This window comes from Microbacterium sp. BG28, assembly GCF_034044005.1.
Lineage (GTDB): Bacteria > Actinomycetota > Actinomycetes > Actinomycetales > Microbacteriaceae > Microbacterium.
The window spans coordinates 1-14764 of record NZ_JAXCHA010000004.1; the positions used below are offsets into that span (position 1 = coordinate 1).

General features: G+C 68.2%; 21 protein-coding genes. 9 read left to right on the top strand and 12 right to left on the bottom strand.

Annotated features, from left to right (window positions below; all coding sequences use genetic code 11):
* Positions 1 to 353: 353 nt before the first annotated feature.
* Entirely contained in the window at positions 354 to 1244 is an 891-nt protein-coding gene (locus SK224_RS16070) for a tyrosine-type recombinase/integrase (protein ID WP_320435658.1), read from the top strand.
* Here the strand turns inward: SK224_RS16070 and SK224_RS16075 are convergent, their stop codons facing one another.
* Genes SK224_RS16075 through SK224_RS16085 form a run of 3 tightly spaced genes read right to left on the bottom strand, consistent with a single transcriptional unit; the run spans position 1245 to position 1865 of the window.
* On the bottom strand, positions 1245 to 1571 hold the full coding sequence (locus tag SK224_RS16075; RefSeq protein WP_320435659.1) for a hypothetical protein: 327 nt from the start codon (positions 1569 to 1571) through the stop codon (positions 1245 to 1247).
* A 22-nt stretch (positions 1572 to 1593) separates the two neighbouring features.
* Positions 1594 to 1740: a hypothetical protein gene (locus SK224_RS16080; protein ID WP_320435660.1), complete on the bottom strand. Its 147-nt coding sequence runs from the start codon at positions 1738 to 1740 to the stop codon at positions 1594 to 1596.
* On the bottom strand, positions 1737 to 1865 hold the full coding sequence (locus SK224_RS16085; protein ID WP_320435661.1) for a hypothetical protein: 129 nt from the start codon (positions 1863 to 1865) through the stop codon (positions 1737 to 1739). The genes SK224_RS16080 and SK224_RS16085 overlap by 4 nt, the downstream gene beginning before the upstream one ends.
* 40 nt (positions 1866 to 1905) lie before the next feature.
* Here SK224_RS16085 and SK224_RS16090 point away from each other — a divergent pair, with 40 nt between their 5' ends.
* Complete coding sequence (locus SK224_RS16090) at positions 1906 to 2136, top strand: DUF3263 domain-containing protein (RefSeq protein ID WP_320435662.1); 231 nt, start codon at positions 1906 to 1908, stop codon at positions 2134 to 2136.
* Here the strand turns inward: SK224_RS16090 and SK224_RS16095 are convergent.
* The 3 genes from SK224_RS16095 to SK224_RS16105 form a co-directional block, all read right to left on the bottom strand.
* Entirely contained in the window at positions 2129 to 2392 is a 264-nt protein-coding gene (locus tag SK224_RS16095) for a hypothetical protein (protein WP_320435663.1), read from the bottom strand. The genes SK224_RS16090 and SK224_RS16095 overlap by 8 nt on opposite strands.
* 263 nt (positions 2393 to 2655) lie before the next feature.
* Positions 2656 to 2997 (bottom strand): hypothetical protein, encoded by a 342-nt coding sequence (locus SK224_RS16100; protein ID WP_320435664.1) that lies wholly within the window; start codon positions 2995 to 2997, stop codon positions 2656 to 2658.
* The gene (locus SK224_RS16105; protein WP_320435665.1) at positions 2994 to 3365 is read right to left on the bottom strand and encodes a hypothetical protein; all 372 of its coding nucleotides are present in this window, start codon (positions 3363 to 3365) and stop codon (positions 2994 to 2996) included. Before SK224_RS16105 ends, SK224_RS16100 begins: the two co-directional genes overlap by 4 nt.
* Before the next feature lie 54 nt (positions 3366 to 3419).
* Between SK224_RS16105 and SK224_RS16110 the strand changes: the two genes are divergently transcribed.
* Positions 3420 to 3935, top strand: a complete 516-nt coding sequence (locus SK224_RS16110) for a MarR family winged helix-turn-helix transcriptional regulator (protein WP_320435666.1) — start codon at positions 3420 to 3422, stop codon at positions 3933 to 3935.
* A 132-nt stretch (positions 3936 to 4067) separates the two neighbouring features.
* Positions 4068 to 5015 (top strand): DMT family transporter, encoded by a 948-nt coding sequence (locus tag SK224_RS16115; RefSeq protein WP_320435667.1) that lies wholly within the window; start codon positions 4068 to 4070, stop codon positions 5013 to 5015.
* On the opposite strand, the gene SK224_RS16120 is transcribed toward SK224_RS16115, so the two are convergent.
* Together SK224_RS16120 and msrB are read right to left on the bottom strand one after the other, a co-directional pair.
* Positions 5016 to 5531 carry a nitroreductase family protein gene (locus SK224_RS16120; protein WP_320435713.1) on the bottom strand — a complete coding sequence of 172 codons (516 nt, stop codon included), beginning with the start codon at positions 5529 to 5531 and terminating at the stop codon, positions 5016 to 5018.
* 20 nt (positions 5532 to 5551) lie between these two features.
* Positions 5552 to 5959: a peptide-methionine (R)-S-oxide reductase MsrB gene (gene msrB, locus SK224_RS16125; RefSeq protein WP_274285921.1), complete on the bottom strand. Its 408-nt coding sequence runs from the start codon at positions 5957 to 5959 to the stop codon at positions 5552 to 5554.
* Between the two features lie 69 nt (positions 5960 to 6028).
* Between msrB and SK224_RS16130 the strand changes: the two genes are divergently transcribed.
* The 5 genes from SK224_RS16130 (at position 6029) to groL (ending at position 10102) form a co-directional block, all read left to right on the top strand.
* Positions 6029 to 7033: a DUF2332 domain-containing protein gene (locus tag SK224_RS16130; RefSeq protein WP_320435668.1), complete on the top strand. Its 1005-nt coding sequence runs from the start codon at positions 6029 to 6031 to the stop codon at positions 7031 to 7033.
* 9 nt (positions 7034 to 7042) lie between these two features.
* A complete protein-coding gene (locus SK224_RS16135) occupies positions 7043 to 7312 on the top strand; it encodes a DUF3263 domain-containing protein (protein ID WP_320435669.1) in 270 nt (89 codons plus the stop codon).
* Positions 7313 to 7358: 46 nt separating this feature from the next.
* Entirely contained in the window at positions 7359 to 7961 is a 603-nt protein-coding gene (locus SK224_RS16140) for a LytR C-terminal domain-containing protein (RefSeq protein ID WP_320435670.1), read from the top strand.
* 135 nt (positions 7962 to 8096) lie between these two features.
* Complete coding sequence (locus tag SK224_RS16145; RefSeq protein WP_137417657.1) at positions 8097 to 8300, top strand: cold-shock protein; 204 nt, start codon at positions 8097 to 8099, stop codon at positions 8298 to 8300.
* A 182-nt stretch (positions 8301 to 8482) separates the two neighbouring features.
* Complete coding sequence (gene groL, locus SK224_RS16150) at positions 8483 to 10102, top strand: chaperonin GroEL (protein ID WP_320435671.1); 1620 nt, start codon at positions 8483 to 8485, stop codon at positions 10100 to 10102.
* Between the two features lie 78 nt (positions 10103 to 10180).
* Here groL and SK224_RS16155 read toward each other — a convergent pair whose 3' ends face one another.
* The 4 genes from SK224_RS16155 to SK224_RS16170 form a co-directional block, all read right to left on the bottom strand.
* Positions 10181 to 10468, bottom strand: coding sequence for a WXG100 family type VII secretion target (locus SK224_RS16155; RefSeq protein WP_137417655.1), 288 nt, complete (start codon positions 10466 to 10468; stop codon positions 10181 to 10183).
* A gap of 109 nt (positions 10469 to 10577) precedes the next feature.
* Positions 10578 to 12206 (bottom strand): HAMP domain-containing sensor histidine kinase, encoded by a 1629-nt coding sequence (locus SK224_RS16160; RefSeq protein WP_320435714.1) that lies wholly within the window; start codon positions 12204 to 12206, stop codon positions 10578 to 10580.
* A gap of 134 nt (positions 12207 to 12340) precedes the next feature.
* Positions 12341 to 13027, bottom strand: a complete 687-nt coding sequence (locus SK224_RS16165; RefSeq protein ID WP_137417653.1) for a response regulator transcription factor — start codon at positions 13025 to 13027, stop codon at positions 12341 to 12343.
* A 56-nt stretch (positions 13028 to 13083) separates the two neighbouring features.
* On the bottom strand, positions 13084 to 14745 hold the full coding sequence (locus tag SK224_RS16170) for a DNA repair helicase XPB (protein ID WP_243233495.1): 1662 nt from the start codon (positions 14743 to 14745) through the stop codon (positions 13084 to 13086).
* Between the last annotated feature and the right edge of the window lie 19 nt (positions 14746 to 14764).

Here is a 14764-nt window from a genome sequence, read left to right on the forward strand (position 1 = left end):
TGTCGCAGCTGGTCGTCGGCCGGCGTGTGTCGGGCGGCACGATCTACCGTTTCGACGTGGCCGAGATCATCGGCTACACCGACATCCTCACCGGCTCGCAGCTCAACGCCATCCGAGCGGCGCTGCAGGCCAACTACGCGCTGTACTGACCTCACCAAAGCACGAAGCCATACGTTCAGCCCCTCGGGCCTGCCTCACGGCGGGCTCGGGGGGCTTTTCGTCGTTCCCGGGCCCTGGCGTGGCGTCTGGGGGTGGGGTTAGGTTCGAGGCACCTCCCGAACACGGGAGCGCCCCCGCCGCTGTTGGAGCAGCAGACGGGGGCAGACGACACCAAGGATCAGTTGGAGATCGCCATGCACGACAGTACAGTCGCGCGCGCCCCGCGCAACACCACCCTCGCCGTCGACGGGTTCCTCGCCCGCTACCGCGGCGCCACCCGCGCCCTCTACGCCGGAGATCTCCGCATCTACCAGGCATGGTGCGACAGTCATGGCCTCGACGTGCTCGAGGTGCGTCGGCCGGACCTCGAGCGGTTCCGGGAGCACCTCGAAGACGACCGGCACAACGCGCCCCGCAGCGTCCGCCGTCGCCTGCAGACCATCCGATCCTTCTACCGTCTCGCCGTCGCCGACGAGCTCATAGATCGTGACCCCACCGTGCTGCTCAGGATGCCGGCGAACCGTGTCGAGAAGACGCCGTCATGGTTGGACCGGTGGGAGACGCAGCGGCTGCTGCAGTACGCGGAGCGGGAGTCGCCCGCGCATCATGCGCTGATCGCGGTGATGGTGATGCTGGGCATGCGCGTGTCAGCGGTGTGCGCCATCCGGGTCGAGGACTTCGCTGAGGACCGCTCCGGGTATCGGGTGCTAACCAGCATCGGGAAGGGCGGGAAACGGTCGGTGAAGCCGATCCCCGTCCCGCTGGTGCGGATCATCGACGCCGCGATCGCCGGCCGAACGTCGGGGCCGCTGATCCTCCGCCGCGACGGCCGCGGCCAGGACCGCAACGGCGCCTACGCGTGGGTGAAGATCCTCTGCCGCAAAGCGGGATTGCCCGACAACATCCACCCACACTCCCTCCGCCGCACGGCGATCACCGCCATCATCGACAACGGCGGCACCCTCGCCCAAGCGCAGACGTTCGCCGACCACGCCGACCCAAGAACCACGCAGGGCTACTACTCCCGCGGGGAAACGCTCGACGCGCACGCGGCACACATCGCCGCCCGGCTCTTCGCCGCCTGATCAGCCGACGCCGGCGGGCATGCTCGTCTCAAACGTGCCATGTCCGCCGGCTCCGCGCCGCTGCACTCCGAGAGCGATGTGGTGGACGCATCCGGGGAACGCGTCGACGAGCGCGGCGGCTCGGGTCTTCGTGTAGTCGTCGCCGTAGTACCCGACCCACACGCCGACCTCGTGGTCGCGGATGTCGGTGTGCACGCCTGCGGTGCGGCGGATCTCGTCGACGGCCGCGGTGTGCACGGCGGGGTCGGTGGAGTACTTGTCGCGGCTGCACAGGCTGCTGATCGTGACACCGAGGTGCACGAGCGGGTGGAGGGCGGACTCGGTCATGCGGTCCAGTGTGTGGGTGGGGTCAGACGCGCCGCACGTTGAGCAGCATCCACCCGTCGGGGACCTTCGCGCGCAGGGCTGGCATGTCGTCTGCCTCGACTTCCTGCACGGCGGTCGGCAGGTAGGTGCCGGTGGCTGCGAGGGTGGTGGTGCCGGCGCTCATCTTCACCGGCCCGGACGCGAGCACGAATCGGCCGGAGTGGCGTCGACGAGCTGCTGGTGCACGTCCTCGAGCGACGCTCCCGTCACGTCGACGGTCTTCGTTTCGCGGGGTCGCACCATACCGATCAGCACCCAGTCAGCCTATGTCCGACCCCCGACGGATCATGGCCCCATGCTTCCCGTCGCCGCGCTCCTCGCCTTCGAGGCGAAGTGGGGTGCGCACACGGGGCACAAGGAGGAAGCGATACGGCACGAGCTCGGCGTCACGCCAGCGAGGTACTACCAGCTCCTCGGGCGGACGATCGACACCCGTGAAGCGCTCGAGCTGGACCCGCTGCTGGTGCACCGACTGCAGGACGCGCGTGCACGGCATCGTGCTCGACGTCACCTCGTCGTCAGGTGAGCGACCAGACGACGAAGTAGACGACGGACGTAACGCCGAGGGCGACGCCGATCCACGATGCCACCGAAGGGCCACCTGACCGGCGCGCGTTGACCGCGCCAAGGACACCAACGATCACCGCGGCGACGGCGAGAAGGAGTCCGAGCACCTTGAGTCCCGGGATAAGTAGCAGCACCGCCACGAGGCCGAGAGCGCCGAGCGTGATCGATGCGATCGCGGAGCCGGGGATTACTGCCTTCGGGGCCGGTGTCGTCATGAGGTGCAGCGTAGCGCGCCCGGCGGAAGCGTTGGCCCCGGGATCTGCGGTTTACTCGTGGTTTTGCGTCGGTACTTGGGTGTACTTATGAGTACGGCACGGTGGAACTGCAGCGGAAAGTACACATATGGACACGTATCAACTCGCGACCCGATAAACGGGGGTTGCAGGTTCAAGTCCTGTAGCCGGCACGGGAAACACCGAGGCGTCGATGCGCACGTTTGTCATCCAGGGTTGCAGGTTCACATCCTCTGGTGGATGCATCAGAAACCGGGAACGAGCACCCCGGCAGTGACGGCGACGGCGATCGCAGCCAACCCCGCCCACGTCGCCGCGACGAAGGGCAGACGTTCGCGGGTTCGCAGGCGCTGCCGGTTGATCGGGTCGGAGACGACCGTCGTCAGCGACGCTTTCGCGGCGGCGAGAGTCGCATAACGCCCGACGGGCGAGGAGAAGCGGTCGAACGAGACGAAGCTCCCGTCGTCGTTGCGGTCGATGTAGCCGAAGAAGTCGCCGTCGCGCTGGGCCACGTACAACCCGTCGTCGGCCTGATTCCACGTGGTCCGCGATGCGGCCGCGACGAACGGCGCGAGCGTCGTCGTCATGCCGCCCGCCGGCGCGGCTGCTGCTGAGCGGCGGGAACATCGTCATCGACGTCGACCGTGAGCCCCGCCGTCGAACTGGCGGACTCGGCGAGCGTCTGGAGGAAGACGGGATTCAGTGATTCGGGCTCGGCTGAGGAGAACACGAACCGCAGTGGGATGGAGGAGTGGATCCAGAGAGTCTCGCGCCCGTCCGCACCGCGGAGGTTGAGTGTGAAGGACTCTTGGCGACGCAGCTTCGTGGTGGCGACCACCTTGACGTGGGCCAGCAGGCGATCGTTCATCTCGACCGGGGCAGTGCTGTTCGCGTAGTAGAGGTGTCCCATGAGGATGCCTTTCGATCGAGAGGAAAGCTTGTTCGATTTGGACATTACTAGGTAGGCTAGCGATATGGCAAATGAACATTTCGCGAATCGTGAGTTTCGATGAGCGATCGCGCGATGTACTGGTACGACGCCCATGACGTGCGCCAGCACGCCGGCCGGCGAGTGCTCGACGCGCTGCGTACCTATCGCGCCTCGGAGATGGCGATGCGTCGTCGCACGCAGGAATCGATGGGCATGGGCGAGAACGACCTCCTCGTGCTGCAGTACCTCATGCGCGCAGCCAAACGGGGCAGGGAGGTCTCGCCCGGCGATATCGGCCATTACCTCAGCGTCTCGACGCCCTCGGTCACAGGGATCCTGGATCGGCTCGAGCGCAGCGGGCACCTCAAGCGCAAACCGCACCCGCGCGACCGACGACGATTGCTCGTCGAGACGACCGATCTCGCCCACGTCGAGGTGCGCCGCACGCTCGACGGCATGCACACGCGGATGATGGCTGCCGTCCGGTCGCTGGATCCGGGGGATGCCGATGCCATCGTCGACTTCCTCCACGCGATGACGGACGCTGTGGGCGCGGGCGATACCCCCCTCAGCGCAGAGGTCTCCACCGCCTGAACCCGTCTCATTGCCCGGCGGTGCCGGGCATGCTCGGGCGCACGCTGCGCGACGCGGTCGGGAGGCGTTGCTGACGGACGTGGTCGCCGCCGTCTGGGGCTCGTGAACCGCACCCCCGCGTAGTCTCGATCGGTGACCTCGCCCCGCCCACGTCGCCTGCCACGATCGATCGCCGTCGCCGGCGCTGTCCTCGTGGGCGTTCTCACGGCCACGCAGGCGCAGATCAACGGCGCGCTCGGCGCAGCGATCGGCGACGCGCTGACGGCCGCCGCCATCTCGTTCGGATCGGGCTTCGTCATCCTGCTGGCCCTCAGCGCCCTGCTGGCCGGCGGTCGAGCGGGATTCGCCCGCCTGATCGCGGGGGTTCGCGAGCGCCGCATCCCGGTGTGGATGATCCTCGGCGGCGCCGCGGGAGCGTTCACCGTCTTCACGCAGGGGGTCGCGGTCGCAGCGATCGGTGTCGCGGCGTTCACCGTCGGCGTGGTCGCGGGCCAGACCGTCAACGGTGTCATCCTCGATCGGGTCGGCTACGGTCCCGCCGGCGTCGTCGGAGTCACGATCGGACGCCTCGTCGGCGCTCTGCTCGTCGTTGCCGCGGTGGTGGTCTCACTGGTGGGCGCGGGAGCCGCATCCGTTCCGGTCTGGTTGCTCGTGCTTCCCCTGGCGGCGGGAGCCGGAATCGCGTGGCAGCAGGCAACGAACGGACGGCTGCGCAACGAGGTGGGGAGCCCGTTGACGGCCACCCTCGTGAACTTCGCCGGTGGCACTGTGCTCCTGACGGCTGCGGCCGCCGTCCGACTGGGGATCGCAGGACCGCCTCGATTGCCGACCGAACCCTGGCTCTACGTCGGCGGCGCCATCGGCGTCGTCTACATCTTCCTGTCGGCAGCGCTCGTGCGGCATACCGGCGTGCTGCAACTGGGTCTCGGATCGGTCGTCGGCCTGCTCGGCGCCTCGGTCGTCATCGACGCTCTCTTCCCGGGGCGTGCCGGGCCAGCCATCGAGGTGGCCTTGATCGCCGTGGTCGTGGCGGTCATCGGCGTGATCGTGGCGACCGTCCCACGATGGCGGCGCCGATGATCAGCGCGGGAGTCTGCTGAGGAACGCGGCGCCGTCGATCTGCTTGATCCGCGTCTCGCGGGTCAGCTCCGGCTTTCCCCCGATGTAGAGCCACCCCAACAGTCGTTCGTTCTTGCGCAGCCCGTGCGCCTTGGCGACGGCTTTGCTGCGGGTGTAGTGACCCGTGCGCCAGATCACGCCCCATCCGGCCTCGTCGAGAGCCAGGCTCATCATGTGGGCGACGCCGGACGCGACCGCCTCCTGCTCCCATTCCGGCACCTTGTCCTTCTGGATGCGGGCGACGACCGCGATCAGTAGCGGGGCGCGCAGGGGCTTGGTCGACGCGCCATCCTTCTTCTCAGCCTTGTGGATCGCGCGTCCGAGACGCTCGCGGTCCCCGCCGCGCAGCTCGATCAGCCGCCACGGTCGCAGCGACGAGTGGTCGGCCACCCGTCCCGCGGCCGCGACAATGTCGACGAGTTCGTCATGCGTCGGCGCCTCGTCGGTCACCTTCGACCACGATCGGCGCACGCGCATCGCGTCGCGCGCGCCGGTGGTCACTCGCCGGCCTCCGGCGTGAACTCGAGAGCGATCGAGTTCATGCAGTACCGATCGCCCGTGGGTGTGCCGAAGCCGTCGGGGAATACGTGACCCAGGTGGGAGCCGCAGGAAGCGCAGCGCACCTCGGTGCGCACCATCCCGTGGCTGTTGTCCTCGATCAGCTCCACGGCCTCGGGGCGGACCGACTCGTAGAAGCTCGGCCAGCCGCAGTGCGAGTCGAACTTCGTTCCACTCTGGAACAGCTCGGCACCGCACGCGGCACACGCGTACAGGCCCGCTCGCGACTCGTCGAGCAGCTCGCCCGTCCAGGCGCGCTCGGTCGCTGCCTCACGCAAGACCGCGTACTTGTCTGCTCCGAGCTCCTCGCGCCACTGCTCCTCGGACTTGTTCACTGCGTAGCTCATTGGTCCTCCTTCTGTTCCATTCAACCCGACCCGCGAGGGTGCTGTTCCCGTGTGACCGAGAATGAGCGGATGAGCGAAATCGAGGCCGTCATCGCGCGCTACCGGCGCTTCGCCGAGGAAGAGGCGCCGGGTCGCAGCCGGCTCTACGAGCAGTGGGCGCTTGCGGTGCAGACCACGCCGGAACTCGCCGCTGTTCTGGCACGGATCCCGGCGACCCATCGGCAGCCGCCCCTCGTCTTCGCCGTCTGCAGGCTCCTCGGGGCGCCGGAGGCGGAGGGAGCGGATTGGGGAGCGTGGGTGCTCGCGCACGCTGACGTGCTCGTGGCGGAGGCCACGGCGCGCTCCGTGCAGACGAACGAGCCCGGGCGCTGCGCCGCCCTGCTTCCCGCGCTCTCCCAGATCGAAGGCCCCATCGCACTTCTGGAGATCGGCGCCAGCGCGGGCCTCTGCCTGTATCCGGACCGGTACTCCTATCGCTACGTCGCGGATGCGGGACCAACAAAAGAGCTCGATCCGATCGCCGGTCCTGCTGCTGTCGTCCTTTCATCCGCGTGGAGTGGTCGGGAGACGGAGCTGCGCCTCCCGACGGTCGTGTGGCGAGCGGGCATCGACCTGAACCCGCTCGATGCCCGCTCGGTCGAGGATCGTCGCTGGCTCACGGGTCTCGTATGGCCGGGGGAGAGCGGACGTCGGGAGCGCATCGAGGCGGCACTCGACGTCGCAGCCGAAGAGCCTCCGATCCTGCGCGCGGCGGATGCGGCGGCGCCCGGCGTCATCGCCGAGCTCGCGCTGACCGCCCCGTCCGACGCGACCCTCGTGGTCACGACACCGGGGGTGCTCGTCCATGTCCCGAGGGACGGGCGGCGACGCATCATCGATGCGGCTCAGGCATCAGGGCGCTGGATCACGATCGACCCGCCGGGATTGCACGAGAGCTGGAGCGAGCCGATCGACGCGGTCGCCTGGCCGAAGGATCGCTTCGCGCTGGCGCTGGACGGCGAGGTGCTCGCCGCGGTCGACCCGTTGGGGGCGGCCGTGGAGTGGCGTCCGGATGCGGCGGGGAGGCTCGGTTAGCGTTGCCCCGTGCCCGTGCGCGACTCCGCATCCGACGCTCTGAGTGAGCGCGACTCCCAGCTGCTCGCCTTCGAGGCGCGCTGGCTCGGTCACACCGGTGCCAAGGAGGAAGCGATCCGCGTCGAGCTTGAGCTCGCGCCGGCGCGTTACTACCAACTGCTGGGAAGGCTGATCGATTCGCAGGCAGCTCTCGCCCAGGATCCGCTCCTCGTCGGACGCCTGCGCCGCATCCGCGACGAGCGTCGGCGTGAGCGTTCGACGGCCCGCGGCGGTGCCTGACATCTCGCTCCGCGGGCCGGGCGACGCGCTCCGGTAGCATCGTGGGGTGTCCCGAACCCCGCATCCCCGCGACCGCTTCGACGACCTGGCGAACGCCTCGGGGCGTGTCGGAGCGCACCGCGCCGAGAACCCGCGTATGCGGGCTGGCGTGGTCACCCTCTGGGCGATCGTCGTCACGATCGTCCTCATCGCTGCGGGGATCTTCGGGAGCCTGGTGCTCTCTGGACGGATCGTGCTCGTGCCCTCTCCGACGCCCACACCCACGCCGACCCCCGAGGTGACGCCGGTCGTCGACATGTCCTTCTCCGTGCTGGTGCTCAACGCGACACCGGAGACGGGACTGGCGACCACCATGAAGGACGAGCTCATCGCGAAGGGCTGGAGCGCCGACCTGGTCAACGCGAGCAGCGCCAGCGCCACCGACTTCGCGCAGACGACGGTCTATTACGCGTTCCCGGGCGACGAGGCGGCGGCCAAGGGCCTCGCCGAGCTCATCGGCGGAGCCGATGTCGCCCAGAGCACCCAGTACCAGCCGACCGACGATGCCGGCACGGCCGATGTGGACGAGTCGCAGGCGAAGCAGCTGACGATCGTGATCGGCCTCGACCGTACCGCTGCGGGGGCGCCCAGCCCCACTCCGACCCCCTGAGACTCATCGTTGAGGGTCGCGTGTTTCCGCGGCGTAAACAGTTCGCTGCTGCTGTGTCAACTGTGCCGGATCCGTCGCTTCCACGCGGTTTCGGCTGCATACGATGACTGCGTTCTACAGCATCAGGAGACTCGTATGGCCCAGGGCACCGTCAAATGGTTCAACGCCGAGAAGGGGTATGGATTCATCACCTCCGGCGACGGTGAGGACGTCTTCGTCCACTACTCGAACATCGACATGACCGGATTCCGCGTCCTCGAAGAAGGGCAGGCCGTGGAGTTCACGGTCGGCAGCGGACAGAAGGGTCCGCAGGCGGAGTCGGTTCGCATCGTCGCCTGAGACCCCACTCACGAGACCCCCGGGCGCCCGTCGGCGCTCGGGGGTCTCGTCGTGTGTGCTGCGTCCTCGCACGACGGTCTCGGCGGCTTGCACTCCCCGGGGGCGAGTGCCAGAATGAGTTAGCACTCGATATCACTGAGTGCTAAAGACGCAAGCCAACGTCCGGGAGGGACGAGACACACATGGCAAAGATCATCGCTTTCGATGAGGAGGCCCGTCGTGGCCTCGAGCGCGGCCTCAACATCCTGGCCGACGCCGTCAAGGTGACCCTGGGTCCCCGTGGCCGCAACGTCGTCCTCGAGAAGAAGTGGGGCGCACCGACGATCACGAACGACGGTGTCTCCATCGCCAAGGAGATCGAGCTCGACGACCCGTACGAGAAGATCGGCGCGGAGCTCGTCAAGGAGGTCGCGAAGAAGACCGATGACGTCGCCGGTGACGGAACCACGACGGCCACGGTTCTCGCACAGGCGCTCGTGCGCGAAGGTCTGCGCAACGTCGCAGCCGGCGCCGACCCCATCTCGCTCAAGAAGGGCATCGAGAAGGCCGTCGCCGCGGTGACCGAGGCGCTGCTGGCCGACGCCAAGGAGATCGAGTCCAAGGAGCAGATCGCCGCCACCGCGTCGATCTCCGCCGCCGACCCCGCGATCGGCGAGCTCATCGCCGAGGCGATCGACAAGGTCGGCAAGGAGGGTGTGGTCACCGTCGAGGAGTCCAACACCTTCGGCACCGAGCTCGAGCTCACCGAGGGTATGCGCTTCGACAAGGGCTACCTGAACCCCTACTTCGTGACCGACCCCGAGCGCCAGGAAGCGGTCTTCGAAGACCCCTACATCCTGATCGCCAACCAGAAGATCTCGAACATCAAGGACCTCCTGCCGATCGTGGACAAGGTGATCCAGGATGGCAAGGAGCTTCTCATCATCGCCGAGGACGTCGAGGGCGAAGCTCTCGCGACCCTGGTGCTGAACAAGATCCGCGGCATCTTCAAGTCGGCCGCCGTCAAGGCTCCCGGCTTCGGCGACCGCCGTAAGGCGCAGCTGCAGGACATCGCGATCCTCACGGGTGGACAGGTCATCACCGAGGAGGTCGGTCTCAAGCTCGAGAACGCCACCCTCGACCTGCTCGGCCGTGCCCGTAAGGTCATCATCACCAAGGACGAGACCACGATCGTCGAGGGTGCAGGCGACTCCGCTCAGATCGAGGGTCGCGTGACCCAGATCCGCCGCGAGATCGACAACACGGACAGCGACTACGACCGCGAGAAGCTGCAGGAGCGCCTCGCCAAGCTCGCCGGCGGCGTCGCCGTCATCAAGGCGGGCGCGGCCACCGAGGTCGAGCTCAAGGAGCGCAAGCACCGCATCGAGGACGCCGTCCGCAACGCGAAGGCCGCCGTCGAGGAGGGTGTTGTCGCCGGTGGTGGCGTCGCGCTCATCCAGGCGGGCAAGACCGCTTTCGAGGGTCTCCAGCTGATCGGTGACGAGGCGACCGGTGCGAACATCGTTCGTGTCGCCATCGAGGCTCCGCTCAAGCAGATCGCCCTCAACGCCGGTCTCGAGCCCGGTGTCGTCGCCAACAAGGTGGCGGACCTGCCCGTCGGTCACGGCCTGAATGCCGCGACCGGTGAGTACGGCGACCTCTTCGCGCAGGGCATCATCGACCCCGCCAAGGTCACCCGTTCGGCGCTGCAGAACGCCGCGTCGATCGCCGGTCTGTTCCTGACCACCGAGGCCGTCGTCGCCGACAAGCCGGAGAAGGCTGCTGCCGCTCCCGCTGACCCGTCGGGCGGCATGGACTTCTGAGTCCAGACCTCACGAACGGATGCCCCGGCCCCGCAAGGGACCGGGGCATCCGCCGTTTCCGGTGGGGGACCGGATATCTCAGCGGAACAGGGTCATGTTCGCCTGCTCCGCCTCGGTGTAGTGCTGGGCGGCCACACCGAGCGCCACGTGGATGCTCGCGAGGGCGTCCTCCACGGTGCGCTGGGCGGCCCGCCACTGTTCGATCGTGCCCTGGAACATGCCGGATGCGGCTCCGGTCCACGAACTCTGGAGCGCGCCGAGCTGCGCGAGCAGTGCCGTGGACTCTCCCTGCAGCCGGTCGATGGTTCCACGGATCGCGATGGTCGCTGACGCCACTTGGTCGCTGTCTACGGCGAAGGTCGCCATGGGGAGCCCCTCTCTGTCGGAGACTCCGACGCTAGGGGCCGCGCGCTACGGTCGCCGCGTCCTCGGCGACGGATGGGGACCACATGCCGGCGCTCGTCGGCTGGGGAGATCAGGGCAACGGGAGATCCGGCAGACGCTCCAACGGCTGGGTGTCGATGAGCAGGTGTGCGGAGGCATCCTGGTCGACGGCGAGGGGGAGCGAGACCCGGAAGGTCGCACCGCCGCCCTCGGTGTCGCGTACCTCGACGGTTCCCTGCAGCGACTCCACGATGGAGGCGACGATCGACAGCCCCAGTCCCGATCCGCCGGTCTCCCGGGCGCGAGAGGTGTCGGCACGCCAGAACCGCTGGAAGATCTGCGTGCGGATCTGCTCGGGAATGCCCTCGCCGTGGTCGATCACGTCGATCCAGCCCATGCGGTTCTCGAGGTCGGTGCCCACGCGCAGCTCGATGGGGGAGTCCGGTGCGGAGAAGCGTTGCGCATTGCCCAGCAGGTTCGCGACGACCTGACGGATGCGGTTCTCCTCACCCATGACGACCGGCGGCATCATCGGGGTGCGCGGGTGGAAGGCCACAGGCAGCGGATGCACCTCTCCGGTGTCGCCGCCGTCGCGCGGGCGTCGTCGCAAACGGGCAGCCAGGGTGATCGCGGCCGTGGGAACAGCGCCGCGCCGACGCGGCGGCACATCTGCGGGTGCCTGCGGCGAGGCCGAAACCGGGGGCGTGCGCAGGGAGTCGGGAGCGGCGGAGGTCGTATCGATCACGCTGACGCTGCGCTGCGGGGCCGAGGCTCCGACATCGAGTGCCGCGTCGCGGGCGATCGGGCGCAGGTCCACGGGGGCGAGCACGAGATCGCGCTTCTCATCGAGGCGTGCGAGGGCCAGAAGATCCTCGACCATGGAGGTCATGCGCATGGCCTCCTTCTCGATGCGCTCCATCGCCTGCGCGGTGGCTTCCGCATCCGGGATCGCGCCCATCCGGTAGAGCTCCGCGTAGCCGCGCACGGTCACGAGGGGCGTGCGCAGCTCGTGGCTCGCATCGCCGATGAATCTGCGCATCTGGCGCACGGTGGCGTCGCGCTGCGAGATCGCCGCGTCGACGCGCCCGAGCATCGTGTTGATGGCGCGCTTGAGCCGGCCGACCTCGGTGGTGTCCGGCTCGATGTCGGTCATGCGCTGACTGAAGTCACCGCCGGCGATCGCGTCGGCCGTACGCTCCACCTGCCCGAGGCTGCGGAAGGTGAGGGTCACGACCCACCGGATGAGGAACGCGCTCGCGATCACGATGACCAGCGCCAGGATCGCGTAGATGCCCAGATAGGTCGCGACGATCCGCTCCGTCGGCCCGGTGGGTACCGCCACCAGCTGCACGACGGTCGCGTTGGTCCCCTCCACCGGGGTCACGATCACCGTCGCGCGGAAGTGCGAGTTGTTGCTGCCGTCGAGCGTCGTGACGGTGTCCTGGTCGATATAGGCGCGATCGCAGGGATAGGTGTCGGGAAGCACCGGCGTCGTGGACGCATCCTGGCCCCCCGCGACCGCGAGCCGAGCGCCCTCCGCCGTGCAGGCGTAGAGGGCCACCGTGTACGCGGTGCCGCCGGCTTCCTCCCTCGGTGCGAACTCGAGGGTGCCGTCCGAGTCGATCGTGGCTTCGACCAGTGCGCTCGCGATCGCCGACTGGGCAACCTGCTTGAGGTTCTGGTCGAGGTTCGTCAGCAGCGTCGTGCGCAGGAACACCATGGTTCCCAGGCCCGCCGCGAGGAGGCCTATGACGAGCACCGCCACCGTGACCCCGGTCACCTTGGCGCGCAGGCTGATCCCGCGCCACCAGCGTGTGACGCTGTCGCTCTCGGTGCCCAGGGCGCGCTCCGGTGTCAGGACTTGGTCTTCAGCATGTAGCCGAAGCCGCGCTTGGTCTGGATGAGGGGCTCGGAGGAGTGCGGGTCGATCTTGCGACGCAGGTACGAGATGTAGCTCTCGACGATGCCCGCGTCGCCGTTGAAGTCGTACTCCCAGACGTGATCGAGGATCTGCGCCTTGGACAGAACCCGGTTCGGGTTGAGCATGAGGTAGCGCAGCAGCTTGAACTCGGTCGGGCTCAGCTCGATCTGCGCGTCGCCCACGTATACGTCGTGGGTGTCCTGGTCCATGGTGATCTCGCCGGCACGGATCACGGACTCCTCGTCCGCCTGCATCGTGCGGCGCAGGATCGCCTGGATGCGGGCGACGATCTCGTCGAGCGAGAACGGCTTGGTGACGTAGTCGTCGCCCCCTGCGTTCAGGCCGGTGATCTTGTCCTCCGTGTCGTCCTTCGCGGTGAGGAACAGGATGGGAGCGGTGTATCCGGCCTCGCGGAGGCGCTTGGTCACGCTGAAGCCGTTCATGTCGGGCAGCATGACATCGAGCACGATGAGATCCGGCTCCTCCTCGAGGACGGCCGAGATCGTCTGTGCCCCGTTGGAGACGGCGCGAACCTGGAAACCGGCGAACTTGAGACTCGTGATGAGCAGGTCGCGGATGTTCGGTTCGTCGTCGACGACGAGGATGCGCGGTGCGGTCATAGGCCCATTATGGTGACCGATTCGGTGGGATGGCTGGATGCGGGCGTTCCGGCGGGTCAGCGCGTTGCGGCCAGCAGGTCGTCCGCATCCAGGATCGTGTAGCTGTAGCCCTGCTCCGCGAGGAAGCGCTGACGGTTCTGCGCGAAGTCCTGGTCGACGGTGTCGCGGGCGATGAGCGTGTAGAAGCTGGCCGTGTGGCCGTTGCTCTTCGGCCGCAGCAGGCGCCCGAGGCGCTGCGCCTCCTCCTGGCGGGACCCGAACGATCCGGAGACCTGGATCGCGACGGATGCATCCGGCAGGTCGACCGAGAAGTTGGCGACCTTCGAGACCACGAGCAGCGGCACTGTACCCTCGCGGAAGGCCTGGTAGAGCTGTTCGCGCTCGTCGACCGGCGTCGCGCCGGTGATCTTGGGGGCGCCGAGCGCCTCTGCGATGATGTCGATCTGATCGAGGTACTGACCGATCACGAGGATCTGCTCGTCGCTGTGGCGTGCGGCGAGGGCCCGCACGACGTCGATCTTCGCCGGGGCCGTGGCGGCCAGACGATAGCGGTCCTCGTCGACGGCTGCGGCGTATTCGAGCCGCTCGTCGGCGGGCAGGTCGACGCGCACCTCGAAGCAGGCGGCCGGGGAGATGAACCCCTGGGCTTCGATCTCCTTCCAGGGCGCATCGAAGCGCTTGGGGCCGATGAGGCTGAAGACGTCGCCCTCGCGTCCGTCCTCGCGCACGAGCGTCGCCGTGAGGCCGAGGCGGCGTCGAGCCTGCAGATCGGCGGTCAGCTTGAACACGGGTGCCGGAAGCAGATGCACCTCGTCGTAGACCACGAGGCCCCAGTCCAGGGCGTCGAGCAGCGCGAGGTGCGCGTACTCGCCCTTCCGCTTCGCGGTGAGGATCTGATACGTCGCGATCGTGACGGGCTTGACCTCTTTGACCTGCCCCGAGTACTCGCCGATCTCCTCGGGGGTGAGGGTGGTGCGCTTGAGCAGCTCGTCGCGCCACTGGCGCGCGCTCACGGCGTTGGTCACGAGGATGAGCGTCGTCGTCTTGGTGTCGGCCATGGCGGCCGCCCCCACGAGGGTCTTGCCCGCGCCACAGGGGAGCACGACGACGCCGGAGCCGCCCTCCGTGAAGATGTCCACGGCCTGACGCTGGTAGGGCCGCAGCGACCAGTCGGTCTCTTCGAGGTCGATCGGATGCGGGGTGCCGGGGGTGTAGCCGGCCAGGTCCTCGGCGGGCCAGCCGATCTTCAGCAACTCCTGTTTGATCTGACCACGCGCCCAGGCGTCGATCACGTGCACGCCGGGGGAGGGGTGCGCGATGAGCAGGGGCTGGATGCGCTTGTTGCGTGAGACCTCGGCGAGCACGGCCGCATCCGTGGAGCGCAGCAAGAGGGCATCCTCATCGTCGCCGTACGGGCCTCGCTCGATCACGAGGCGGCCGTAGCGACCGACGGTCTCGCGGATGTCGGTGGCGACCGATGGCGGCACGGGGAAGCGCGACCAGCGGTCGAGGGTGTCGAGCATGTCCTGTGCGTCATGTCCGGCGGCGCGGGCGTTCCACAGTCCGAGACGCGTGATGCGGTAGGTGTGGATGTGCTCCGGAGCGCGCTCGAGTTCGGCGAAGACGGCCAGCTCGTGCCGTGCGTTCTCGGACTCGGGGTGGGCGACTTCGAGCAGAACCGTGCGATCGCTCTGGACGATCAGGGGGCCGTCGGACATAACCGTCGAGTTTACCGGC

What these genes read in the sequence shown, in the direction of transcription:
- SK224_RS16070 (WP_320435658.1), top strand. Translation starts at nt 354, where the DNA reads ATGCACGACAGTACAGTCGCGCGCGCCCCGCGCAACACCACCCTCGCC.
- SK224_RS16075 (WP_320435659.1), bottom strand. Translation starts at nt 1,571, where the DNA reads ATGACCGAGTCCGCCCTCCACCCGCTCGTGCACCTCGGTGTCACGATC.
- SK224_RS16090 (WP_320435662.1), top strand. Translation starts at nt 1,906, where the DNA reads ATGCTTCCCGTCGCCGCGCTCCTCGCCTTCGAGGCGAAGTGGGGTGCG.
- SK224_RS16095 (WP_320435663.1), bottom strand. Translation starts at nt 2,392, where the DNA reads ATGACGACACCGGCCCCGAAGGCAGTAATCCCCGGCTCCGCGATCGCA.
- SK224_RS16100 (WP_320435664.1), bottom strand. Translation starts at nt 2,997, where the DNA reads ATGACGACGACGCTCGCGCCGTTCGTCGCGGCCGCATCGCGGACCACG.
- SK224_RS16105 (WP_320435665.1), bottom strand. Translation starts at nt 3,365, where the DNA reads ATGTCCAAATCGAACAAGCTTTCCTCTCGATCGAAAGGCATCCTCATG.
- SK224_RS16110 (WP_320435666.1), top strand. Translation starts at nt 3,420, where the DNA reads ATGAGCGATCGCGCGATGTACTGGTACGACGCCCATGACGTGCGCCAG.
- SK224_RS16120 (WP_320435713.1), bottom strand. Translation starts at nt 5,531, where the DNA reads ATGCGCGTGCGCCGATCGTGGTCGAAGGTGACCGACGAGGCGCCGACG.
- msrB (WP_274285921.1), bottom strand. Translation starts at nt 5,959, where the DNA reads ATGAGCTACGCAGTGAACAAGTCCGAGGAGCAGTGGCGCGAGGAGCTC.
- SK224_RS16130 (WP_320435668.1), top strand. Translation starts at nt 6,029, where the DNA reads ATGAGCGAAATCGAGGCCGTCATCGCGCGCTACCGGCGCTTCGCCGAG.
- SK224_RS16145 (WP_137417657.1), top strand. Translation starts at nt 8,097, where the DNA reads ATGGCCCAGGGCACCGTCAAATGGTTCAACGCCGAGAAGGGGTATGGA.
- groL (WP_320435671.1), top strand. Translation starts at nt 8,483, where the DNA reads ATGGCAAAGATCATCGCTTTCGATGAGGAGGCCCGTCGTGGCCTCGAG.
- SK224_RS16155 (WP_137417655.1), bottom strand. Translation starts at nt 10,468, where the DNA reads ATGGCGACCTTCGCCGTAGACAGCGACCAAGTGGCGTCAGCGACCATC.
- SK224_RS16160 (WP_320435714.1), bottom strand. Translation starts at nt 12,206, where the DNA reads ATGGTGTTCCTGCGCACGACGCTGCTGACGAACCTCGACCAGAACCTC.
- SK224_RS16165 (WP_137417653.1), bottom strand. Translation starts at nt 13,027, where the DNA reads ATGACCGCACCGCGCATCCTCGTCGTCGACGACGAACCGAACATCCGC.
- SK224_RS16170 (WP_243233495.1), bottom strand. Translation starts at nt 14,745, where the DNA reads ATGTCCGACGGCCCCCTGATCGTCCAGAGCGATCGCACGGTTCTGCTC.